Origin of the sequence: Fischerella sp. (assembly GCF_013388695.1) — a bacterium.
GTDB lineage: Bacteria > Cyanobacteriota > Cyanobacteriia > Cyanobacteriales > Nostocaceae > PCC9605.
This window is the reverse complement of the sequence record NZ_JACAEU010000187.1, coordinates 1-22,430: the sequence shown is the minus strand read 5'-3', so window position 1 is coordinate 22,430 and position 22,430 is coordinate 1. Positions and strand designations below refer to the sequence as shown.

Annotated in this window: 20 protein-coding genes and 2 pseudogenes; 10 read left to right on the top strand and 12 right to left on the bottom strand. The window is 43.2% G+C overall.

The annotated features are described in order from the left end of the window. Nucleotides 1–8 precede the first annotated feature (8 nt). Nucleotides 9–1,427, top strand: a complete 1,419-nt coding sequence (locus tag HXY43_RS25005; RefSeq protein WP_290889368.1) for a cytochrome c biogenesis protein — start codon at nucleotides 9–11, stop codon at nucleotides 1,425–1,427. Nucleotides 1,428–1,711: 284 nt separating this feature from the next. Here HXY43_RS25005 and HXY43_RS24995 read toward each other — a convergent pair whose 3' ends face one another. The 8 genes and pseudogenes from HXY43_RS24995 to HXY43_RS24960 form a co-directional block, all read right to left on the bottom strand. Then, on the bottom strand, nucleotides 1,712–2,167 hold the full coding sequence (locus HXY43_RS24995; RefSeq protein ID WP_290889412.1) for a Clp protease N-terminal domain-containing protein: 456 nt from the start codon (nucleotides 2,165–2,167) through the stop codon (nucleotides 1,712–1,714). 162 nt (nucleotides 2,168–2,329) lie between these two features. Beyond that, nucleotides 2,330–2,578, bottom strand: a pseudogene (locus HXY43_RS24990) (ArsR/SmtB family transcription factor); the annotation flags it as partial. Nucleotides 2,579–2,885: 307 nt separating this feature from the next. Further along, complete coding sequence (locus HXY43_RS24985; protein WP_290889365.1) at nucleotides 2,886–3,875, bottom strand: aspartate carbamoyltransferase catalytic subunit; 990 nt, start codon at nucleotides 3,873–3,875, stop codon at nucleotides 2,886–2,888. Between the two features lie 328 nt (nucleotides 3,876–4,203). Further along, entirely contained in the window at nucleotides 4,204–5,559 is a 1,356-nt protein-coding gene (locus tag HXY43_RS24980) for a glycosyltransferase family 4 protein (RefSeq protein ID WP_290889362.1), read from the bottom strand. A 158-nt stretch (nucleotides 5,560–5,717) separates the two neighbouring features. Further along, on the bottom strand, nucleotides 5,718–6,428 hold the full coding sequence (locus HXY43_RS24975; RefSeq protein WP_290889359.1) for a glycosyltransferase family 25 protein: 711 nt from the start codon (nucleotides 6,426–6,428) through the stop codon (nucleotides 5,718–5,720). A gap of 129 nt (nucleotides 6,429–6,557) precedes the next feature. Further along, entirely contained in the window at nucleotides 6,558–7,748 is a 1,191-nt protein-coding gene (locus tag HXY43_RS24970) for a DegT/DnrJ/EryC1/StrS aminotransferase family protein (protein WP_290889356.1), read from the bottom strand. Between the two features lie 216 nt (nucleotides 7,749–7,964). Next, the gene (locus tag HXY43_RS24965; RefSeq protein WP_290889353.1) at nucleotides 7,965–9,656 is read right to left on the bottom strand and encodes a phosphoenolpyruvate carboxykinase; all 1,692 of its coding nucleotides are present in this window, start codon (nucleotides 9,654–9,656) and stop codon (nucleotides 7,965–7,967) included. 335 nt (nucleotides 9,657–9,991) lie between these two features. Beyond that, the gene (locus HXY43_RS24960) at nucleotides 9,992–11,257 is read right to left on the bottom strand and encodes a hypothetical protein (protein WP_290889351.1); all 1,266 of its coding nucleotides are present in this window, start codon (nucleotides 11,255–11,257) and stop codon (nucleotides 9,992–9,994) included. Between the two features lie 788 nt (nucleotides 11,258–12,045). Between HXY43_RS24960 and msrB the strand changes: the two genes are divergently transcribed. After that, nucleotides 12,046–12,459 carry a peptide-methionine (R)-S-oxide reductase MsrB gene (gene msrB / locus HXY43_RS24955; RefSeq protein ID WP_290889348.1) on the top strand — a complete coding sequence of 138 codons (414 nt, stop codon included), beginning with the start codon at nucleotides 12,046–12,048 and terminating at the stop codon, nucleotides 12,457–12,459. A 98-nt stretch (nucleotides 12,460–12,557) separates the two neighbouring features. Here msrB and HXY43_RS24950 read toward each other — a convergent pair. After that, nucleotides 12,558–12,719 (bottom strand): annotated as a pseudogene (locus tag HXY43_RS24950) (cytochrome b/b6 domain-containing protein); the annotation flags it as partial. Nucleotides 12,720–13,057: 338 nt separating this feature from the next. On the opposite strand from HXY43_RS24950, the gene nuoF reads away from it, so the two are divergent. The 6 genes from nuoF (at nucleotide 13,058) to HXY43_RS24920 (ending at nucleotide 19,041) form a co-directional block, all read left to right on the top strand. Beyond that, complete coding sequence (gene nuoF, locus HXY43_RS24945) at nucleotides 13,058–14,773, top strand: NADH-quinone oxidoreductase subunit NuoF (protein ID WP_290889345.1); 1,716 nt, start codon at nucleotides 13,058–13,060, stop codon at nucleotides 14,771–14,773. A 116-nt stretch (nucleotides 14,774–14,889) separates the two neighbouring features. Further along, nucleotides 14,890–15,609, top strand: coding sequence for a bidirectional hydrogenase complex protein HoxU (gene hoxU, locus HXY43_RS24940; RefSeq protein ID WP_290889342.1), 720 nt, complete (start codon nucleotides 14,890–14,892; stop codon nucleotides 15,607–15,609). A gap of 106 nt (nucleotides 15,610–15,715) precedes the next feature. Next, nucleotides 15,716–16,261: an oxidoreductase gene (locus tag HXY43_RS24935; protein WP_290889339.1), complete on the top strand. Its 546-nt coding sequence runs from the start codon at nucleotides 15,716–15,718 to the stop codon at nucleotides 16,259–16,261. Nucleotides 16,262–16,347: 86 nt separating this feature from the next. Next, nucleotides 16,348–16,968: a CBS domain-containing protein gene (locus HXY43_RS24930; RefSeq protein WP_290889336.1), complete on the top strand. Its 621-nt coding sequence runs from the start codon at nucleotides 16,348–16,350 to the stop codon at nucleotides 16,966–16,968. 101 nt (nucleotides 16,969–17,069) lie between these two features. Then, nucleotides 17,070–18,518 carry a Ni/Fe hydrogenase subunit alpha gene (locus HXY43_RS24925; RefSeq protein WP_290889333.1) on the top strand — a complete coding sequence of 483 codons (1,449 nt, stop codon included), beginning with the start codon at nucleotides 17,070–17,072 and terminating at the stop codon, nucleotides 18,516–18,518. Nucleotides 18,519–18,582: 64 nt separating this feature from the next. Beyond that, nucleotides 18,583–19,041, top strand: a complete 459-nt coding sequence (locus tag HXY43_RS24920; RefSeq protein WP_290889330.1) for a hydrogenase maturation protease — start codon at nucleotides 18,583–18,585, stop codon at nucleotides 19,039–19,041. 13 nt (nucleotides 19,042–19,054) lie between these two features. Here HXY43_RS24920 and HXY43_RS24915 read toward each other — a convergent pair whose 3' ends face one another. Together HXY43_RS24915 and HXY43_RS24910 are read right to left on the bottom strand one after the other, a co-directional pair. Then, entirely contained in the window at nucleotides 19,055–19,411 is a 357-nt protein-coding gene (locus HXY43_RS24915; protein ID WP_290889327.1) for a hypothetical protein, read from the bottom strand. 290 nt (nucleotides 19,412–19,701) lie between these two features. Then, the gene (locus HXY43_RS24910; protein WP_290889324.1) at nucleotides 19,702–20,121 is read right to left on the bottom strand and encodes a KTSC domain-containing protein; all 420 of its coding nucleotides are present in this window, start codon (nucleotides 20,119–20,121) and stop codon (nucleotides 19,702–19,704) included. A gap of 245 nt (nucleotides 20,122–20,366) precedes the next feature. Between HXY43_RS24910 and HXY43_RS24905 the strand changes: the two genes are divergently transcribed. Further along, entirely contained in the window at nucleotides 20,367–21,044 is a 678-nt protein-coding gene (locus HXY43_RS24905) for a polysaccharide deacetylase family protein (protein WP_290889322.1), read from the top strand. A gap of 145 nt (nucleotides 21,045–21,189) precedes the next feature. Here HXY43_RS24905 and HXY43_RS24900 read toward each other — a convergent pair whose 3' ends face one another. Beyond that, nucleotides 21,190–21,528, bottom strand: a complete 339-nt coding sequence (locus tag HXY43_RS24900; protein ID WP_290889319.1) for a helix-turn-helix transcriptional regulator — start codon at nucleotides 21,526–21,528, stop codon at nucleotides 21,190–21,192. Between the two features lie 504 nt (nucleotides 21,529–22,032). Between HXY43_RS24900 and HXY43_RS24895 the strand changes: the two genes are divergently transcribed. Further along, the gene (locus HXY43_RS24895) at nucleotides 22,033–22,392 is read left to right on the top strand and encodes a hypothetical protein (RefSeq protein ID WP_290889316.1); all 360 of its coding nucleotides are present in this window, start codon (nucleotides 22,033–22,035) and stop codon (nucleotides 22,390–22,392) included. Nucleotides 22,393–22,430 lie beyond the last annotated feature (38 nt).

Below are 22,430 nucleotides of genomic sequence, written 5' to 3'. Positions count from 1 at the left end.
TAATTCAAATGACTTTAGATAACACAAATAATTCAGCTTCAGAAAAATCAAATTGGTGGTCAGTTGTCGGGCAGGTTTTGCGACAGGATTTTTTGCCTGTATTGACAGATTTACGCTTGGCGATCGCCCTACTACTTCTCATCGCCCTCTTCAGCATTAGCGGTACGGTAATTGAACAAGGTCAATCACTATCCTTTTATCAAGCAAACTACCCAGAACACCCAGCTCTATTTGGCTTTCTAAGTTGGAAAGTTATTTTAACTCTGGGCTTAGATCACGTATATCGTACTTGGTGGTTTTTGTCCTTACTTATCTTTTTTGGCACTAGCTTAACTGCTTGTACTTTTACCCGTCAGTTACCAGCTTTAAAAGCCGCCCGTCGCTGGAAGTTTTACGACAAACCCCGGCAATTTACAAAACTCGCGTTGAGTGCAGAAATAGATAACCAAACGTCAAATTCCGCGTCTCTACAAAACCTGACGCAAATATTACAGAATCGCCGCTATAAAGTTTTTCAAGAAAAAGGCAATATTCTTTATGCCCGTAAGGGAATAATTGGACGCATCGGCCCAATTATTGTACATATAGGTATTGTAGTAATTCTCTTGGGATCAATTTGGGGAGCAATGACTGGGTTTATGGCCCAAGAAATGGTTCCCAGTGGCAATACATTTCAGGTGAAAAATATTATTGATGCCGGCCCTTGGGCAACACTACCAACTAATAAAGATTGGTCTGTGCGCGTCAATCGTTTTTGGATTGACTATACTCCTACCGGCAGTATTGACCAGTTTTATTCAGACTTGTCTGTTGTGAATAAAGAAGATCAGGAGATTGACCATAAAACTATTTTTGTGAATCAACCTCTGCGTTATCAAGGTCTGACTTTTTATCAAACAGACTGGGGAATTGCTGCTGTAAAAGTGCGCGTCAACAATAGTCCAGTTTTCCAACTACCAATGGCATCATTGAACACCAATGGCAAGGGACGCATCTGGGGAAGCTGGATTCCGACCAAAACAGATTTAAGTGAGGGAGTCTCCTTGGTGGTTAAGGATTTGCAAGGCATGATGTTAATTTACGACAGCAAAGGCGAACTGGTTGACACTGTGCGTAATGGCATGTCTACCCAAGTTAATGGTGTCAAGTTGACTGTTCTGGAATTAATTGGCAGTACTGGCTTGCAAATTAAAGCCGATCCAGGAGTACCCATTGTCTATGCGGGGTTTGCCTTGCTGATGCTGGGTGTGATGATGAGTTACTTCTCCCACTCCCAAATTTGGGCTTTGCAAACAGATGGTCGTCTCTACGTGGGTGGCAAAACGAATCGCGCTCAGGTAGGATTTGAACGAGAGATGTTGGAAATATTCGATCAGCTGAGTTCTCCATCAAAAGATAAAGAAGAGGAAAAAGCAGCGATCGCTTAAATTATCGAAGGTTGTACCTTGACAGGGATAGTCCCTAACTTTTTTGGCGATCGCCTGCGCTTGCGATGTCATTTGTTCCGAAATTCCTGCTGGTTGCCAAGATTCCTGGTAATCTCCTCTTTCTTGACGATGACCAATATGTAAACGCTAAATACAACATTGCACAAATTCGTAACGAATTAAATTTGGAAAGACTCTGCGCCCCTCCGCGTTCACTTTGCGTTCCTCTGCGTTTAAAACTGCCACTCTTTTACGCAAAGCCCTACCAAGTTATCAGAGGTAGTTCATGTCAAAGCTCTCCGCAGTCTTTCTTCAAAAGAAACTAAGTCTACTCCCAGATTTTGCAAAATTCTAATTGCTGCTCCCCCTCCCTCATGGAGAATACCTAATAGCAAATGTTCTGTACCAATATAGTTGTGACCGAACTGTCGAGATTCTTCAACCGCTAGTTCTAACACTTGCTTAGCTCTTGGTGTGAAGGGAATATCTAAAGGCGTTAATCCTCTACCTCTGCCAACAATTTTTTCTTCCTCAATCTTTACATTTTCCAAGTTTACCCCTACAGAAGTGAGAAACTGGGATGCAAAGCCACTGCCTTCTCCTACTAATCCTACTAAAAGCTGTTCAGTGCCAACATATCTATGTCCCAAGCGGCGAGATTCATCTTGAGCAATATTGATAGCTATGACAGCTTTTTGAGTGAATCTTTCAAAACCCTTAAGGTGGAATCTGTCAGACACAGATCCTAAGAGTTTTTCAAATATAGACTCAAAAAATTTTTCAAACATAAACCCTTCCTGCGTCGATGTATGGTTTACTGATTCGAGGGTGCTTTCCTTGGAGACGTTGCGAAGAAGTTCACCTTTAGTTCTCCCTGTCGATAAAAAAGCCAGCAAATCCTCCATCGTCTCAGCGTTAGCTGAGTACCGTAGAAATTGCTTTTCTTTTTGGCAATTTACTAATCCCTCAATCCGCAGCTTCTCCAAATGATGAGATAAGGTTGAGTTCGGGATTTTTAGCTTTTCCTGAATCTCACCTACAGTCATCCCGTCCGGATAAGCTGCAAATAGCAGTCGCATTATTTCCAATCTTGGCTCCGACCCCAATGCAGCAAAGATATCTGCATATCGAGCCGTGTTGTTTATTTCCATAATTCTAGAATAACTGAAATATTCAGAAGAGACAAATCAATATTCATATTAGGGACTTCCAATTCAAACAATATCCAGCCAATGGTTGTAGGGTGCGTTAGGCTTAACGCCGTAACGCACCCTACGTAATTATTTTTTGGTAAAAGGATAAAAAACTCGCTATGGAGCTGGAGCTGTTGAGCCGCTTTAAACCCTTGCCTAGAGCGATAAATCCTACCCCACGGGAAGCCGCCTTGACGGGCGTCTACACTACGAACAAAAGTTTTATCTTATATTTAACTACGTCCACTACTTGGCAGCGGGAGTATCAAGTCTTCCCACTCCCTAGCAAATATAGTAGCGCCATACGCACGGCGACACCGCTGGTAACTTGGTTCTGAATCAGGCTAAATTCTGGGTCATCCATTAAGTCAGAGCTAATTTCGACACCACGATTTACCGGGCCGGGATGCAAAACTTTGACATTGGGCTTGCACAGTTGCAGTTTTGAACGTGTGAGCCCAAACAACTGATGATATTCTCGTAAAGAAGGTAACAGATGTGCTGTCATACGTTCTTTTTGCAAACGCAAGGTCATGACAAAATCAGCATCCCTTAAAGCAGGTTCTAATTCCCAATGGAGAAAAAGTTTACCTGGTCTATTTTTGCCATAGTCTGCAAATAATCTCGGTAATAAAGTGGGTGGTGCTGCTAAATGCAGTTCTGCACCACTAGCGGTGAAACTCCAAATATTTGATCGCGCTACACGTGAATGCAGAATATCCCCAACAATAGCAATCTTTTTATCTTTAAGAAGTTCCAGGCGGGGGTAATCTGGATCGAGCAGAGTACAGATAGTAAATAAGTCTAGCAAAGCTTGAGAAGGATGCTCGTGTTGACCATCACCAGCGTTGAGAACGCTAACTTTTACACCTAAACGATCCATTTCCTCGGCGATCGCATTAGGTACTCCCGCCTCCCGATGGCGGATGACCATTATATCAGTTCCCATCGCCAAATAGGTCTTGGCCGTATCTAGAATAGTCTCTCCTTTAGTCATCGAAGAGGTAGCAGAGGCGAAGTTCAGCGTATCTGCCGAGAGGCGCTTGGCAGCAAGCTCAAAGCTGCTACGAGTGCGAGTGGAAGGCTCAAAAAATAAATTTGCCACCACCTGTCCCTGTAAAGTTGGCACTTTCTTTGTCCGCCGTGATAGCACCTCCTGAAAACTGGCGGCGGTTTGCAGTACGATGTCGTATTCAGCTGGGGTAAAGTCAGCAAGTGTAAGAACGTGGTGGCGAGTCCAATTAGTAGTCGGCATAAACAGTTATTAGATTTTTGTAGAGTAGCTACGTTTACGCGACTCTACAGTTTTTTAATTTACATATGCAGAGGAAATATTACCATCTGATCAATATCACAATAGATACCAGCTTATATAAAGGCTGAAGTACAAAGTATGAGATATTCACATCTGTCTTGAAAGATGGCCATGGGGAAATGGGCATCGGCAAGGGGTTTTCTTCCAATTCTCAATCCCCGATTCCCGATCCCCAATCCCTATTTTCGAGACAAGGGCTAGTGTTAGCCCCTGTGACTTTGTTCAATCTCTCTGGATAAGGAATAGCAAATTTCTAAAAATATTCGCATTAGTTGGGATGGATTAATCCGTCCTTCTCACGAACTTCTGTGAATTCAGAAACTTTCTTGAGAACTTTAGAAGAGGCTAAAGCAACTGTTTCTTTTAAAATTTCGAGGACACGTTCCGTCTTAGATTCCCAGTCAAAATAATTCTGTGTCACCCGTCGTGTACTTCCTTCACCTAGACAACGGCGTTGTTCTGGTGATTTAGCTAAAGTAATCATTGCCTTAGCAAAACCGTTAATGAAGTCTTCTTGAGAGGATGGTTCGACAAGAATGCTACAAGTATCATTCAAATATTCAACCGGACCCGCCCATTTAGCAGCAATAACGGGCAAACCGACAGACATCGCTTCTAATAATGCCAGTCCGCCACATTCTCGTAGGGAAGGCATGACATAGACATCGCTTTCACAGAAAAGCTTCATACACTCTTCAATAGGAATACGACCATGAAAGTTTACAGAGTCTTGAATTCCTAATTCTTTAACCCGTGCTTCAATCGACTCTTTGAGTTCGCCATCACCAATCAACTCCAGCACAGAGTTTGTCTGTTCTACCACCGGCTTAAAGGCTTCAACTAAGAACTGTGCCCCTTTCCAATCCACCATTCGTCCGCAGAAAACAAATCGAACTGGCTGATCCGGCTGAGGTTCTCTCGCTTTCATTCCCTTCCAACGAGAAAGATCAACCCCACTTTCAACCAATTCATACACCTTACCTCTGTATCCTTGAGGTAAAGCCTTGGCTGTACGTTGGTTGCCAACGAGTAACACATCAGCCTTTAATTTCCCAGGTACTAAACGGTGTCCAATCCAAGATAAAAAGCGGGCTGCTTCTATAAAGAAATGAGTAAAGGGAGAGTCCATATAGCGAAACGCCGGAGGAAGTTCTAAGCCACCACACATCGGTCCGATCGCGACTGGTACGCCCAAATCGTACATGAAACTTAGACCTTTAGGAGTAATGGGCGTGGGTTCAAAGACAATGGAAATATGATGTTCTTTGATGAGTTGCTTTACCCGCGAACGAGCTTGCCATTGGGTAATTAGGTGTATCATCTGGCCAAAAATCAAATCCTCTATTCGATAGGGAAACAACTGCCCCATCTTATAGATCGCGACTTGCAGCCAATTATCTTCTACAAAACTAATTTTTTTGAATATCTCCTCTGAAAAGATCTCTTGCAGTTCATCCCTAGTGCGGGCGTGGCAAACCATCCAGACATCATGACCGCGGGCTTGCAGAAGTTTAAAATAATAGTATGGGACGCTTGTCTCTCCGCTCATCCGCAACGATACATTTTCGGTAACAATAACCACCCGTAGCGATTCTTGACGAGGTTTTTCATTTGTTTGAACCATACTAACTCCAGAAAGGATTTGTATAGTACGTTTATAAGAATAATTATTGGTTGTGTTGCAAAAATAAAGATTCAGTTGCAATAATTTGAAATTATTGATAATTAATCTGTTTATAAGATGTTAACAACACCCTAATAACAGCATATTCAGAGCAATTACTACTTCTTCAGCAATGTCCTCATGACACTTGCAATTTGTTTTAGAAGAGGTATTCGATCAAACCATTTTGGAGTAACATCACTACGTGAACTCCGCTGATCTCCAAAACTTGGAATAGAAATTAGCCTAACGATATCTGAATGTTGTGATTGGAAGATATTATAAACTCCATCTGGTGATATCGGACCACCGTCAGGATGACCAAGAGGTTTCTTTAGTGATAACTCAAAGAAATTAATCAATCGCTCAAAGACTTTACTGTTTACTCCGTAAAAGTGAGCTCCAATTATCTCTGTAGATAATGGTTGAAGTGTCGCAAAAATATCTTCATTCGGATTGATGACTTTTTCAGAAAAGTATCCAAAGTGCACAATATCCCAGTTGGTTTGATGCAGTTGCTCGACAAGTACATCCTCATACTGCTGAAAATTCTTTGACAAAACCAGATCGTCTTCCATAATCAAAACATTACTAAGCTTTTGTTCTCTTGCTAGCTTTAGTACAGACAAATGACTTAAAAATGCCCCCTTGTATCCTATTTTCTCAAAGGGGGTAGCACTATCTGGTCTGATTGCTGCAAAAAGCTCAACCTTTCCTGGAGTAAATGGCATTCCTGCATTCTCCAGTTCTTTCTCCATAGTTCTGCGTCGGTCTACTCTATAAGGTAAGTTGATAACGTAGATACGATCAAAAAACTCTATAAATTTCATTTGTTTCCAGGGATTTATTGTAGTCTACTCTGTAACTGCTGTGCCAAGATTGTGGCAAACCGTGTCTCCCAATCTTTTTCTTTCCAGTTAAATTCTTGGCTACCGCATAGGTTTACACCCATACTTGCTTTATAAGCATCTCTTCACCGCTGCAATCACATCCTCTACATCCGCATCTGTCAACTTTGCTGATAGAGGCAAACTCACCGTCTGCCGTCCGATACGCATAGCATTGGGATAATCTTCAGGCTGCCATCCAAACTTTTGTTGATAATACGGCTGTTCTGGAATACTGAGGTAATGTACTCCCACTCCAATGTTCTGACTATGGATTGCTTTCAGGAAAGCGTCACGGCTGATACCAGTTTTAGTCTTGTCTATAAGAATTGTATATAAGTGATAGCCATGAACAGTATCAGGCTCTGGTGCTGCGGGCAGGCTAATGGGCAAATCAGCAAATGCTTGATTGTAGAGTTGCCAAATCTCCTGGCGACGCTGCCAATAGGGTGTGACTCGCTGCAATTGATGGATGCCGATCGCTGCTTGCAAATCCATCATGTTGTATTTGAAACCGGCCTCTACTACTTGGTAATGTTTGTAGCCTTCGTCACCAAATCGCTGCCAAGCATCCTTGCTCATGCCGTGCAGTGCTAGTATTTTCAATCGGTCAGCATCTTCTTGACAACGAGTGAGAATCATTCCTCCTTCGCCCGTAATAATATTCTTGGTGACATAAAAACTGAAACAGCCAAATTCACCGATAGTGCCTGCCTTGCGTCCTTTGTATTCGGTTTCTACTGCATGGGCACAGTCTTCAATCACCTTCAAATTGTAACGATCGGCAATCTCACCAATAGCATCCATATCACAGGGACGACCCGCAAAGTGCACAGGCACGATTGCCTTTGTCTTGGGGGTGATCCTAGCCTCTACCTGCATCGGATCGATATTCATCGTCACTGGGTTTACATCCGCCAGCACTGGTGTAGCACCTGCGTGAATAATCGCATTGACTGTGGCACAAAAAGTCAAGGGAGTAGTAATTACCTCATCCCCCGGTTCTAAGGAGGCAGCCAGCATGCTCAGATGTAAAGCAGCGGTGCAAGAATTGACTGCTACTGCATACCGAGCACCTTTGTAAGCTTTGAAGTCGTTTTCAAAGCGCATCACCTTTGGCCCTGTACCCAACCAGCCACTTGCCATCGTGGCAAGTACTTCCTGAATTTCAGCGTCTTCAATTGCCGGAGCTCCAAAAATCAGGAAATTGTCACGACGAATACCAGCAGTGGTAACTGCTGACTGGTCGAATATATTAGTCATGCAAATAACCTTTTGATAATTGCACTTTGTAAGGTAATATCTTTTCGCTCTTCTACAAGATTACCGCTTTTATAACCACTTTTGACGAATACTTAGCACTATTTGATAGAACAATTAGCACCATAAATTTAGTTTGCTCCATTGCCTAGCTTTAAGTATTGAGGGCGTTTGAGTTAAATTATTTACTGCAATAAACTAGATGTTTTGAAAAATCAGTTACTTTCTTTTTCCTATCAGAGGTCCGCCTAGTAACACTTGGGGTGCAACCGCGTCTGCAAACTGCTTAAAGTTGTCCACAAACATTTCTGCAAGTTTATAAGCTTGGACATCATAGTCATCAGGATTGTTCCAAGTCAAACGAGGAGTCAGCAACTTGTCGGCTACCCCAGGACAGCGAACAGGGACACGTAAACCAAACACTGGATCAACCGTTGTCGGTACTTCGTTGAGCGCCCCACTCAGTACTGCTGTCAACATCGCCCGGGTTTGCTTGATCGGGATGCGTTCTCCCACACCATAAGACCCTCCTGTCCAACCTGTATTCACCAACCACACTTTCACCTTGTGATGTTCTATTTTCTGCCCCAGCAAACTTGCATAAACACTAGGGTGCAGTGCCATAAAGGGTGCGCCAAAGCAGGCACTAAAAACAGCTTCTGGTTCGTGTCCCAATCCTTTTTCTGTGCCAGCTACCTTCGCTGTATACCCACTCAAGAAATGATACATCGCCTGCTCGTGAGTCAACTGGGCGATGGGTGGCAATACTCCCAAGGCATCAGCGGTCAGAAAAATAATGTTTTGTGGATGACTAGTTGTGCCAGTCGGGCTAGCGTTACTGATGTATTCAATTGGGTAAGCTCCACGGGTATTTTCAGTGAGGCTGGCATCATTTAAATCTAAATGCCTAGTCAGGGGATCAATAGCAACATTTTCCAGAATGCTACCAAAGCGTTGCGTTGTTTGGTAAATTTCTGGTTCCGCTTCCTTGGAGAGGCGAATTAATTTGGCATAGCAGCCACCCTCAAAATTGAAGATACCGCGATCGCTCCAGCCATGTTCGTCATCACCAATCAGTGTGCGCTTGGAGTCAGCGGAAAGCGTGGTTTTACCAGTACCTGAAAGTCCAAAAAACAGGGCAATATCATCACTATGACCAGCATTAGCAGCACAGTGCATTGGCAAGACGTGATGAAGAGGTAACAGATAGTTGAGTGTTGTAAATATCGATTTTTTAATCTCGCCGGCGTAGCTGGTGCCGCCAATTAAAATTAGTTTGCGGGCAAAATTTAAGATAATAAAGACATCTGAATGGATGCCATCAATCTCTGGTCTGGCTTGGAAGTTTGGTAGAGCAATAAGAGTAAAATCAGGTACAAAATTTGCCAGTTCCTCCGCCGATGCTCCCACGAATAGGTTGCGGACAAAGATGCTGTGCCATGCTGTCTCGGTGATGAAGCGAATGGATAGCCGATAGGTGGGATCGGCGCCAGCATAACGGTCTTGAATAAACAACTCTCGTCCTTGCAGATATGCCAGCATCCTGGCATAGAGAGCCTCAAAACGATGCTCGCTGAGGGGATGATTTACCTTGCCCCACCAAACTCGGTCGGCGCTGCTGGATTCGCGGACGATGAATTTGTCATTTGGCGATCGCCCCGTATGCTCACCAGTACGCACAACTAGGGGGCCCAAATGCGCCATTACCCCCTCTTGCCGTCGAATTGCTTCTTCATAAAGAGCTGGGGTCGAAAGATTCCAATAAACAATGCCTGTGTTGAGGATGCCTTGCTGTTCCAGACTGAAATTACTGTGCATCACGTTGTGTTCAGCCGTTGCCGACTCTATTAAACTACCGTTAGGTAGCGGCACGCGGTTAAGTCGGCTCTGTACAAAAATATTTTGTGTCATTGTCCCATTTTTTGTTATTCAACGCTGTAGTAATAAGCCAAAGACTGGCAGTACTTCACCAACACAAAATTGACGGGCGTTAGTTGAGGAAAGGGTAAAGATGATTACAAATCTTTTCCCTTTGTCCCTTCACCTTGTCCCATACTATTAGTGCTATTTCTGCGGCCCATGTCCCAATATCACAATGCAACAGCAGGGGATGCGGAATGCAGTTGGTTGCAGAAAATTTAAATCGCATTTTTAATTCAATTTATTACTAGACTATGAAAAGAATGTGAGGAACTTGTGAGGAACGAGCTATTTTTCCTACTGTTGAGGTAGGTTTGTCAACTTACTTAAACTGAGTTTTTACACTCATCTAGTGGACTTTTTTCCTTTGCAGGTTTCTTGGCTATTTCTACCCAAACAGTCATCAGTCCTAATTCATTATCAAATTTGAACTCAGGTGTGTTGAGGATTTGAGCTAACTGTTTGATCTTATCAGAGTGTTCGTTGAGGTCTTTAGCCCTAATTAAACGAGTATTTCGGTCAATGTGAAAACCTAGATTTGCTTGCCACTGTTCGTAATCACTATGAGCGCGGTCTAAGATAATTCCTAACTGTTCAAAATAACCAATGATGATATTTGCTACCCATAGATCGTCGCGAGTTGGTGTAGACCAGTATTGAGGGCGTTTGAGAGCTTTGATTTCTTCATCTTTTTGAGCTAGTCGCTCCATAGCTTTTTCCAATTCTGCGATGATGTGTTTTATGTATTGCTCGTTCTTCGCTGCTATTTGCTCCGAACCTTCTAGTTTTGCCATTACATCATCATAATTACCCTTGTGAGCATTTACTAATTGAAATAATGCGCCTTTGGATTTTTCTTGATTGAGAATCCTCTGAAATTTTAAGCGTTCACTCACACCTAAAGTTCTGATGAATTTAACTTTCAAAGTTGCTAACTCATTATGAATTTGATTGAAAACCTCTATAGTATCATTCACAAAATCAAGGCTTATATTGCATTCAATATTTGCTATCCAAACTTTGTAATTTACAGATCTAATCTCAATTTCACTCTTAAATTTATTCAATTTAGTTAGAATGCGTTCATCTTGAATTTGCCGGATCTTAGCATCTACTGAGGTTTTCAAATTTTCAATAGTTTCTTCTACTTGTGCGCTCAACAATTCTTTTATCTTGACTAAAAATGTATCTAAAATAGCATCAGCAAATAGCTTTTCTTCCTCTGTTTTACTTTGATAACTTTCTAATTCAAATTTAAGTTTGGCGATTGTCTCTAACAATTTCTTGTTAGCTGACTGCGCTTGTCTTAATTTTCCACGTTTTATCTCCACTTCCCCAGTCAATTCAGCAATTTTCTTATCCCTGGGTTTAATAAAAGCATCTATCTGATTATTGGCATTGTCTTCATACAGATGAGAACTAGCTTCATTGACTACCCCAATAGCGGCACTGCTTACAGCCACAATCCAAGCAAGTGTTTTAGCCTTAGGATTGTCACTTCTGACAGCCGTTACCGCAGCTAACAAGGTGATAACACCAGCGATCGCATTAATGATAATTCTGGGCTGTCTTAGAGAAATTTTGTGTGTCATAATAGTGTCCTCAATTTTCTGTCTCGCGCATGTGCCAAACAGATTGCAAGTCTCACCTAAAACCATAGATGAGAGTGAAATTATTAGATGGCATATCAACTTTATCTTTCAGATCCAGCCCTACTTGTGCGCTGCCCCAGTGATGTCTGCAATATCTTGTAGTTCTCATAGCTCCCATTCCGGCACTTTGTAGGTTGGGTCAATTGCCTGATATTTTCAAGCAAATAGCTGCTCATTCACATCCTGAGCATATCCCGAGGCTGAAAACTTCGGTGCTGGACACAAAGAGCGAAGTAGAAAAATAGATATTCGATAATCGGCGAATACGAATGCTTTATTTACGGGCATTTTTAAACTAATCCTGAATTTTCTCAATTATTTTCCCCTATAAAAGGGAAAATTTGCTCTATTAGATCCTAGACTGTCCCTAATGAGGATGTTTGGGGGGAGTCGCCCCTCTATCCTCGATACAATGGAGCAAAATTTAATATGCCGCTAGATTAAGGTAACTTGGGCATATCTGCTTGTGCAAACAATCGATACTCTACTTAATTTTTATTGACGTGCTCTCATTTATCTGCAATTTATATTTCTCCAATGTTAAATTAATAAAACTTAATAAATAATAGAATATAAACAGAAGACAAGGAAAAATCAGGTGTAGCTATACTTACAACTTGCATGCCTATGCAACTGCGGTAACGAGAACTAGAACCAGAGGCTCGTATAGAGAAAGGAATGAAAATCTCTTCCCCAATCCCTATTTTCAAAACAGGAGACTAGATGTTATGACAACTTCCCATAGTGAAAAGTTTGAAATTAATAAAACCGATGAAGAGTGGCGCAAAAGTTTGACACCGGAACAGTTTCGCGTTTTACGCAAACACGGTACAGAACGTGCTGGCACAAGTCCATTAGATAAAAATTATGCTAGCGGTACTTACGTGTGTGCTGGCTGTGGTCAGCCACTGTTTACATCAGAAACTAAATTCAACAGTGGTACTGGCTGGCCGAGTTTTTACGCCCCCATTGAGAATGCAGTTGGCACAACAACAGATAGGTCATTTTTTATGACTAGGACTGAAGTGCATTGTAGCCGCTGCGGCGGACATCTGGGTCATGTGTTTGATGACGGCCCTGCGCCTACTGGCCAGCGCTACTGCATGAACGGTATAGCAATGAACTTTGTTCCAGAAGGGTGATTTTTGTGTATTGATGAGAATGCGATCGCCTGATAAATGACTGATGTGAGCAATCCCCACCGATGACTCGTTAGTCACGGCGGGGAGCTTTAATAGACAATCGAATTACGGTTAGCTTTCGTCAAAGAAAGACCGCCAAATCTTCCATCCCAACTGTCGTAAACTAAAAAACCCGTAATCGCCGCACCAATGATTAATACAGCATTGACACCGTGAAGCAACCGCAGAAGTAGTGGTTGATATGGCTTTGAACGGGGCATGACCGTCTTTTCCTTAGCTCTATCTAGAATCCTAATATTTACCGAATATCTAGCACAACCTATCTTTTCCCCCTACTCGCATCCCGCAAAGCACCAGCAGTATCCAATACGCTTGGCGATCGGAAAATTTGCCCAATTTTGCAGCATGTAGAGACGCGAAATTACCCTGCGGGAACGCCTGCGGCGTACGCGTCTCTACATACCATGAATTCTTACTAAAAAACCTTAACTGAACTGCATTGCAGCCGTATCTGCCTAATTTCCTCACAAGTTCCTCAATATTTCCCCCTAACCTCAAAGGTGGAGCCAAAAATCATGGCATAGGAGGCGGTGGGAAAATGGATTTGACTGAGCTACAGGAGATAGCAGAACAAGAACGTCAGTCTCAGAAACCCGTGCAGATTCGCTGTTGTGTTGCTGCTGGTTGTCTGTCTGCTAACTCCGCAGCTGTGAAAAAGCAACTTGAGGAAGCTGTTACAACCTCTGGTTTAGAGGACAAAGTACAAGTTTCTGGTGTGGGTTGTATGCGCTTGTGCTGTCAGGGGCCGTTAGTGCATGTGAAGGGACTAGGGACTGGTGAGACCACTTCCCGTCTTGGCTTGGTGCCAGATGGGAAAGTGGCGAACCCGAAGGGGGATTGGGGACTAGGGAAAGAATCTACCCAATCTCTAGTTAATCAAGCTGAACCAGAAAGCTTGGGTACACTTTACGAGAAAGTCACTCCTGAAGATGCACCCTCAATTATCACTGCTCTCAATGGAGGAGAGACTACGGTAAAACGCGGAGATCTGACGCATCCATTTTTTACTAACCAAATGTCGATTGTTTTGGAAAACAGCGGTAAAGTCGATCCCGAACGTATCGAATCTTATATTGCGGCTGGGGGCTACCAAGCGCTTTACCATGTTTTGCGAGAGATGAGTTCGGCTGAGGTGGTGGATGCCATTACCCGCAGTGGTTTGCGGGGACGAGGTGGTGCTGGTTATCCCACGGGTGTAAAATGGGCAACGGTTGCGAAGGCGAAAGGCGATCGCAAATTTGTCATCTGCAACGCAGACGAAGGCGATCCGGGGGCATTTATGGATCGCAGCGTCCTGGAAAGTGATCCCCATCGCGTTTTAGAAGGAATGGCGATCGCCGCCTATGCTGTGGGTGCAGCCCAAGGCTATATTTATGTCAGAGCAGAATATCCGATTGCCATCAGTCGCCTGCAAATTGCGATTCGCCAAGCCCAACGCTTAGGTTTATTGGGCAGTCACATTTTTGAGTCACCCTTTGACTTTAAAATTGATATCCGTATTGGTGCGGGGGCTTATGTTTGCGGCGAAGAAACTGCCTTGATGGCGTCAATTGAAGGCAAACGCGGTACTCCTCACCCCCGTCCGCCCTACCCTGCTGAGTCTGGTTTGTGGGGATACCCAACTTTAATTAACAACGTTGAAACCTTTGCCAACATCTCACCAATTATTCGCAAAGGTGCTGACTGGTTTGCCAGTATCGGTACGGAAAAAAGTAAAGGTACAAAAGTATTCGCACTAGCAGGTAAAATCCGCAACACAGGTTTGATAGAAGTGCCGATGGGAACGCCACTAAGAGCGATCGTGGAAAAAATGGGCGGCGGTATCCCCGATGGCGGAACAGCAAAAGCTGTACAGACTGGCGGGCCTTCGGGAGGATGCATCCCCGCTTCAGCTTTTGATACTCCTGTAGACTACGAATCTCTCACTGCCTTGGGTTCAATGATGGGTTCCGGTGGCATGATTGTCATGGATCAAAATACCAACATGGTGGATGTTGCCAAGTTTTTCATGGAGTTTTGCATGGATGAATCCTGCGGCAAGTGTATACCCTGTCGTGTGGGTACTGTCCAACTCTATCGCCTGTTGACTAAGATTCGCGAGGGCAAGGCAACCTTTGCTGACTTGGAACTGCTGGAAGAACTGTGTGACATGGTAAAAAACACCAGCTTGTGCGGTTTGGGTCAATCTGCACCGAATCCGGTGTTTAGTACTTTGCGTTATTTCCGAGAGGAATATTTGGCGTTGATTAGGTAAGCGTATCTTAACTCAACTTAAGCTGCATCCTGGATTCCTTGAGGAAATTGGTAATAGTCTCGTAGTGAGCGCTTTAGCGATCACTTTCGTAAAAAAAGTATAAATAATAAGTTATCATGACTGTAAAAACACTTACAATTAACGGTCAGTTGATTAGCGCCCGCGAGGATGAAACCGTACTTGAAGCAGCGCGGGATGCGGGAATTCATATTCCCACACTGTGCTATCTAGAAGGAGTCTCAGAAGTAGGTGCTTGTCGCCTTTGCTTGGTAGAGATTGCCGGCAGCAATAAACTGCAACCAGCTTGTGTAACAAAAGTTACTGAAGGCATGGAAATTCAGACAAACAGCGATCGCTTGCAGAAATACCGTCGCACGATTGTAGAAATGCTGTTTGCGGAAGGCAATCACATTTGCTCAGTGTGCGTGGCGAATGGCAATTGCGAGTTGCAAGACTTAGCAATTGAAATGGGTATGGATCACGTGCGGCTAGACTACCACTTCCCCGATCGCAAAGTCGATGTTTCCCACGATCGCTTTGGCATTGACCACAACCGTTGTGTTCTCTGCACTCGTTGCGTCCGTGTTTGTGACGAAATCGAAGGCGCTCATACCTGGGATATGGCAGGTAGGGGTACAAATTCCCATGTGATTACTGACTTAAATCAGCCTTGGGGAACTTCGCAAACTTGTACTTCCTGCGGCAAGTGTGTGAATGCCTGTCCTACAGGTTCAATTTTTTACAAAGGTTCGAGCATCGGCGAAATGAAACACGATCGCGCCAAACTCGACTTTCTTGTCACTGCGCGGGAGAAACAGCAATGGAATATTGGTTAGTGGTTAGTAGTTAGTAGTTAGTAGTTAGTAGTTAGTAGTTAGTAGTTAGTAGGCAGAAAACAACTGATTACACTTCACCAACTATGAACAAGCACAAGGAGAAAAAATGGCTCGTTTGAAATTAGCAACAGTTTGGCTAGGTGGTTGTTCTGGCTGTCATATGTCCTTTCTTGACTTGGACGAATGGCTGTTTGATTTAGCCGCACAGGTAGATTTAGTTTATAGCCCCTTCATGGATACGAAAGAATACCCAGAAGGGGTGGATGTAGTATTAGTCGAGGGTGCGATCGCCAACGAAGAACATTTGCATATGATTAAAACAGTCAGAGAGCGATCGCAAATACTTATCTCCTTTGGCGACTGTGCTGTTACTGGCAATGTCACCGCTTTACGCAATCCCCTAGGCAGTGCCGAACCTGTTCTTCAGCGTTGTTACATTGAAGCCGCAGATATCCACCCGCAAATTCCCCAAGAACCAGGGATTGTACCGCAATTACTAGATCGGGTTACACCCGTACATGCAGTAGTACCAGTTGATATCTACTTACCAGGATGTCCGCCATCAGCAACTCGCATTAAAGCGGCACTAGAGCCAATTTTACACAGACAAATCCCACAACTAGCAGGACGCGAATTTATCAAATTTGGCTAGGTAGGGAAAGTGAAGGAGTGGAAAATATATTGAATTGTTCAGTTCCCCCATCACCCCATCACCCCATCAATTTTTAGGAGGTTACTATGCTCAAAGCCGCAGACATTATGACTAAAGACGTTGCCACTATTCGCAGTTCAGCAACGGTGGCTGAAGCAGTCAGGCTGATGAGGGCGAGAGACTGGAAAGCGCTGATTGTAGATCGTCGCCACGAACAGGATGCCTACGGGATTATTACCGAAAGTGACATTGTGTATAAAGTAATTGCCTATGGCAAAGATCCCAATCGAGTGCGTGTATATGAAGTAATGACCAAGCCTTGTATCGTTGTCAATCCTGACCTTGGTTTGGAATACGTAGCGCGGTTATTTGCCGATCGCCATATACAGAGAGCGCCCGTTATCCACGGTGAATTGCTAGGTATCATTTCGCTAGCTGACATTCTGGCTCATAGTGACTTTCTCGAACAACCCCGGACTATCCTGCTAGAGCAACAACTTCAGGACGAAATTAAAAAAGCTCGCGCTATTTGCACTCAAAAAGGTATCCGTTCAGAAGACTGTGCCGCAGCTTGGGATGTGATTGAAGAAATGCAAGCTGAGATAGCCCATCAACGAGCAGAGAGAGTTGTCAAAACAGCCTTTGAAGAATACTGCGATGAGTATCCAGACGCAAAGAAAATCTATGATGACTGGTGCAGTGGTTGACATTCCTTTGTGTCTTGGCGTCTTGGTGGTTTTTTCAATACCAAGACACTAAGCCACCAAGAAAAATCTATTTCCGATCCCAGTTAGGCAGCAGTACGGTTATGAAAAAAGTAATTATTGACCCAGTTACCCGCATCGAAGGACACGCCAAAATAACCATTTATCTTGATGATACGGGACAAGTCAGCGATGCTCGTTTCCATGTAACCGAATTTCGTGGGTTTGAAAAGTTTTGTGAAGGTCGCCCTTTGGCGGAAATGCCAGGAATTACGGCGCGGGTGTGTGGCATTTGTCCGGTGAGTCACTTGCTGGCTTCTGCTAAAGCGGGCGATCGCATTCTTGCCGTTACCATTCCCCCCGCAGCTGCTAAATTGCGCCGTTTGATGAACTTGGCGCAGATTATTCAATCCCATTCTCTTAGTTTCTTCCATCTCAGCGCCCCAGATTTTTTGCTGGGGATGGATAGCGATCCCTCCAAACGTAACGTTTTTGGCTTAATCGCAGCCGATCCAGAACTCGCCCGTGGGGGTATTCGCTTGCGGCAATTTGGACAAGAAATTATTGAACTGTTGGGAGGACGCAAGATTCACCCATCTTGGGCAGTTCCGGGAGGTGTCAGAGAACCTTTGTCAGGGGAGGGACGCACCCATATTCAGAATCGTATCCCGGAAGCACGCACCACAATACTTAATGCACTGGCTCTATTTAAGCGCTTGCTTCAGGATTATGAAAGAGAAGCGCAAACCTTTGGTAATTTTCCCAGCTTGTTTATGGGGTTGGTTACTCCTGAGGGTTTGTGGGAGAATTACGATGGGTATATCCGGTTTGTTGATAGCGCAGGCAATATCATTGCCGATAAACTCGATCCGACTCGCTATCAGGAATTTATCGGCGAAGCAGTTGAAGCTTGGACTTACTTAAAGTTTCCTTATTACCGTCCTCTTGGTTATCCCAGCCAAAAAGATCATTGCCGTATAGATAGTGGTATTTATCGGGTAGGGCCTTTAGCACGTCTGAATGTTTGCAGCCACATCGGTACACCTCTGGGCGATCGCGAGTTGCAGGAGTTTAGAGACAGAGGTAAAGGGACTGTCACCTCATCATTTTTCTATCACTACGCCCGACTCATCGAGATTCTTGCATCCATTGAAAAAATTGAAATTTTGCTCGACGATCCTGATTTACTATCAAATCGACTCCGTGCCGATGCTGGTATTAATCAACTAGAAGGAGTTGGAGTAAGTGAAGCGCCACGCGGCACTTTGTTCCATCATTATAAAGTTGATGAAAATGGCTTGATTTTGAAGGTAAATTTGGTGATTGCTACAGGACAAAATAATTTGGCAATGAATCGCACAGTCGCTCAAATTGCCCGCCATTTTATTAACGGTTCGGAAATTCCTGAAGGAATGTTGAATCGTGTAGAGGCTGGAATCCGAGCATTTGATCCTTGTTTGAGTTGTTCAACTCATGCAGTCGGGCAAATGCCTTTGCACATTGAATTAGTGGGAGTAGATGGGACTGTTGTTGATGAAGTTTGGCGGAATTAAGCATAATTAAGGGAAATAACTACATAAAGAATAATTATCATTTGGTCATTAAAAGCTAATAACGATGAACAAAACTATCTTAGTAATTGGTTACGGTAATGATTTGCGTAGCGATGATGCAATTGGACAACGGGTAGCAGAAAAATTTGCCTCTAAAAATTTACCATATGTAAAGTCCCTTAGCATCCATCACCTTACCCCCGAACTTGCTGAAGCTTTGGCAAGTGTTGATTTGGTAATCTTTGTCGATGCTTGTTTGACTTCTGAAACTTCTGATGTGCAAGTAAAATCACTCTTACCCACCGCTACTAACTTTCTCCCAAGTCATACGGGCGATCCACAAGCGCTTCTCGCTCTCACCAAAGCCATTTATGGATATTGCCCTAAAGCTTGGTGGGTAATTGTACCAGGAGAAAATTTTGAATTGGGCGATCGCTTGTCACCAATTGCTGAGAATGGAGTGGCGATTGCCCTTGAAAAGATAGCCGATCTGATTCAAAAAACGCACACGATTATTCACTAGTCCCTAATCCCTTTCAACCAAACCAATGAGAAGGAGTCAATCCAGGTTCAATTTCTTCAGGTATTTGCAGACTTAGCTGTTTTTCCTGTTTGTACATAATTATCTCAATGCCCTCATGAATCAAATCTTCTATACATGACCTTTCTTTGAGAGAGCAAGCTAAAGACTGATAGTCAACTGATGGTTGTTGACCTTCTTCTACAACCACATAGCAATTAGATACGTGACTAAGGACATGAGCAATTAGTTCTTGGCGAAAGTCAGGAATAGAGAAAGCTTGCTGATAGGGATGATGAGGATAAGTTTCCAAAACATCCTCTATGAGGCTAACAACCAATGGCAGTGTTAAATTAAAAATTGCTTTAGTCATAATTTATCCCCTCTCAGCTTCTAATTTCCCTGTTTATTTAAAGATGTGAACGGTAGAGCTATAACTGTAAGGCGTAGATAGACAGGCTTTATTTTAAATTTAAATAAAGAATTTGAGGAAGTTGTGAGGATATTAGGTAATTGTTGTTTGTTGGTGGTTGGTGGTTGGTTGGAATAAATACCAAACATCAAACTACTATCAACAACCAAGATTAAATGAAGTAAAGGCTAATCACTAATAAAAATTAGCAATTAGCCAGAAGCACCAGGAACACTTAAAAAAGGTAATTATCAGCAATAGTCATTATCTATACGCTCTGACTGATATTTACCTCTAATTTTTTCATTGAAATATTTACCAACTGAATCTGCTTGATGTAAATCTTCCCAAGTATCTTCTTCTATACCCGAATACTGATAGACTGCACCGTTATGAAACTCGATTTGTAAAATATTTTTTTCGTCGTCATATCCCACTGCATTCGCCATTGATGAATTTGTTGGCAACATTGCAATTGATTCCTCGTATGAAGGCAAAGCTTTGACTTCAGCTACTATCTCATTCAAATGTTGCAATCCTTCAAAAGCCTCGACTGGTGCAGGAATTTCTAAAAACTCTAGTTCATGGCCTAAATCCAGCAATAACTGCAAATGTCCCTCAGAGTGAGCGATCGCTACTACATTGCTCAAATCAAGTTTCGATAACTTCATCGGTATTAGTTTTTATGCAAGAATGAATTTATATAGAACATATGTACTATATATCTCGTCACTGGTCAAGCCTTGCCAAGAAAAAACTCGGTATTGGGTACTGGATACTGGAAATAGGGGATTGGGCATTGGGAATGGGTGACAATTATGAATGATGAATGCGATTGGGCTGAAAATTTCATAATTCATAATTCATAATTCATAATTTTTATGCCCCAGTCCCTTCCAAAGGAAGTTTACTAAATATGCAGTTTTATCCTCTATTTCCGGTTTTGCACCCCATTCTCAAACCAACGTTTCCCAGTTGTCTTTGGGGAGGTGATTGTAATTCCAAAGCGATCGCCCTATCGTTTGATGATGGCCCTCATCCACAATACACACCCAAACTGTTACAAGTATTAGACCGTTACCAGATTACAGCAAATTTCTTTTGGTTAGGTGCTTGTGTTAACCGTTCGCCAAGCATAGCCAAAGAAATATGCGATCGCGGACACTGGGTTGGACTGCACGGGTACGATCATCGCAATTTTCCTTTGCTTTCTCCTAAAGATCTCAGAGACAGCTTAGAAAAAACTCAAGCAGCCGTCTATCATGCTTGTAACCTGCAACCCGAACAAGTACGTGATGTCCGACCCCCGAACGGTTTATTTACACCCACAACTTTGAACCTGCTACATCAGTGGAATTACAGAACCGTGATGTGGAGTGTCGTACCAGAAGATTGGGTAAGACCGGGAGTTGCTACCGTTGTACAGCGAGTTCTCAAAGAAGTAACTAATGGCTCCATTATTGTGTTGCACGACGGCGCTTGCGGCGGAGAAGATGTAGCCGAAATCACAAAAATTCTTATTCCCAAACTATTGCTACAAGGCTATCAATTTGTGACAGTGGATGAATTGTGGCTGCAAGCTAGGAGGAGATAGGGTGACTGGGAAAGTGGAGATGGGGAGAAATAACCACTAACCACTAACCACTAACTACTAACTACTAACCACTAACCACTAACTACTAACTACTAACCACTAACCACTAACCACTAACTACTAACTACTAACCACTAACCAATGACTAATGACTAACTTGCCGCTCTTGATCTGCTTTCGAGTCGGTTTGGGCGATCGCCGAAGGGTTCTCAGTTCCCAACAAATTATGTATATCACTTAAAGAACTAGGTTTTGCTGCCGACTCTTGTGGTGAGTGGCTCACATACTCAATTAGGTCTTCTACTTGGCAATTCAGCGCTTTACAAAACTTAATAATTCGTTCTATCTGTTCTGTTCCAGTCCTACCACTTTCCCAATTTTGGATAGTGCTTTCGGTCACGCCGACAATACGTGACAATTCCAGCTGGGTTAACCCTGCCTTTTCTCGCAGAAAAGCGATCCTTGGTTTTGCCTTCTGTTTCACAGCTACAGCACTTATGGTTTACCTATATCTATAGTCGTAGATCCTAGCACCAAAAAAATCTAGTGCCCAACAAATTTAACCAAGCTCTTGACGACACTTAAGATCTTTGGTTAAAACTATTAAGTGTAACTCTCATTACTATTTTACACCTCTTGCAAAAATAATTTTTGTAAGAGGCGGGAAAAGGCAAAAGGGTTAAGGGGAGAAAAATCCCTTTATTTTTACACCCTATTCCTTGCCCCAACTTCTGTAAGAAGTCGTTTGATCGGGAGGTTCAAATTGAGGGCGGACAAAGCACGGGCAAAATTTTTCCAAAAATCTTTCAGACTAATCCGGAATGAACAGATTTGACTTTGTAGCTCTCATTAACAAGACAAAGAGACACATTAAAACAACTCCTCAAGGTCGAGAAATAAATAACCTACACAAGGAGTGATAGGTGTAAACCCTCTGACCGAAAACACACAACACACAAACAACACACAACTGATGAGGTCTAACAACATGTTGAAGAAGTCTTTTGCTTTCGGTCTTTTAGCTGCTGGTTTGTTAATTGCTCCCACTGTAGCGTTTGCTGGCGAACAATCTCAAGAAAATATTCAGGAAACAGTGCAAGAGGGTGCTGCCGTCGGTGGTAGTACCAACATTCAAAACTCCAATAGCATCAACCGCCAACAGCAATTTCAAAGAGGTAGTCGCAATACTCCTTACTGGTGTGGTACTACTTCCTCTGTCGATCAAAGACAACGTTCTGCTCAGTTTACAGGACAAAGTGGTGCAGCAGTAGACGGTTCTGTTAACGTTCAAAACAGCAACACCGAGAGCGATCAGCGCCAAGTTGCACTTCGTAAAGCTGGCTGCTAATTCATCAAACTATAAGGCGTTACTTCTAAAACAGTAAC

What these genes read in the sequence shown, in the direction of transcription:
- HXY43_RS24910 (WP_290889324.1), bottom strand. Translation starts at nt 20,121, where the DNA reads ATGAAGTTATCGAAACTTGATTTGAGCAATGTAGTAGCGATCGCTCAC.
- HXY43_RS24925 (WP_290889333.1), top strand. Translation starts at nt 17,070, where the DNA reads ATGAAAAAAGTAATTATTGACCCAGTTACCCGCATCGAAGGACACGCC.
- HXY43_RS24965 (WP_290889353.1), bottom strand. Translation starts at nt 9,656, where the DNA reads ATGACACAAAATATTTTTGTACAGAGCCGACTTAACCGCGTGCCGCTA.
- HXY43_RS24915 (WP_290889327.1), bottom strand. Translation starts at nt 19,411, where the DNA reads ATGACTAAAGCAATTTTTAATTTAACACTGCCATTGGTTGTTAGCCTC.
- msrB (WP_290889348.1), top strand. Translation starts at nt 12,046, where the DNA reads ATGACAACTTCCCATAGTGAAAAGTTTGAAATTAATAAAACCGATGAA.
- HXY43_RS24960 (WP_290889351.1), bottom strand. Translation starts at nt 11,257, where the DNA reads ATGACACACAAAATTTCTCTAAGACAGCCCAGAATTATCATTAATGCG.
- HXY43_RS24905 (WP_290889322.1), top strand. Translation starts at nt 20,367, where the DNA reads ATGCAGTTTTATCCTCTATTTCCGGTTTTGCACCCCATTCTCAAACCA.
- HXY43_RS24980 (WP_290889362.1), bottom strand. Translation starts at nt 5,559, where the DNA reads ATGGTTCAAACAAATGAAAAACCTCGTCAAGAATCGCTACGGGTGGTT.
- HXY43_RS24985 (WP_290889365.1), bottom strand. Translation starts at nt 3,875, where the DNA reads ATGCCGACTACTAATTGGACTCGCCACCACGTTCTTACACTTGCTGAC.
- nuoF (WP_290889345.1), top strand. Translation starts at nt 13,058, where the DNA reads ATGGATTTGACTGAGCTACAGGAGATAGCAGAACAAGAACGTCAGTCT.
- HXY43_RS25005 (WP_290889368.1), top strand. Translation starts at nt 9, where the DNA reads ATGACTTTAGATAACACAAATAATTCAGCTTCAGAAAAATCAAATTGG.
- HXY43_RS24920 (WP_290889330.1), top strand. Translation starts at nt 18,583, where the DNA reads ATGAACAAAACTATCTTAGTAATTGGTTACGGTAATGATTTGCGTAGC.
- HXY43_RS24935 (WP_290889339.1), top strand. Translation starts at nt 15,716, where the DNA reads ATGGCTCGTTTGAAATTAGCAACAGTTTGGCTAGGTGGTTGTTCTGGC.
- HXY43_RS24895 (WP_290889316.1), top strand. Translation starts at nt 22,033, where the DNA reads ATGTTGAAGAAGTCTTTTGCTTTCGGTCTTTTAGCTGCTGGTTTGTTA.
- HXY43_RS24930 (WP_290889336.1), top strand. Translation starts at nt 16,348, where the DNA reads ATGCTCAAAGCCGCAGACATTATGACTAAAGACGTTGCCACTATTCGC.
- HXY43_RS24970 (WP_290889356.1), bottom strand. Translation starts at nt 7,748, where the DNA reads ATGACTAATATATTCGACCAGTCAGCAGTTACCACTGCTGGTATTCGT.
- hoxU (WP_290889342.1), top strand. Translation starts at nt 14,890, where the DNA reads ATGACTGTAAAAACACTTACAATTAACGGTCAGTTGATTAGCGCCCGC.
- HXY43_RS24975 (WP_290889359.1), bottom strand. Translation starts at nt 6,428, where the DNA reads ATGAAATTTATAGAGTTTTTTGATCGTATCTACGTTATCAACTTACCT.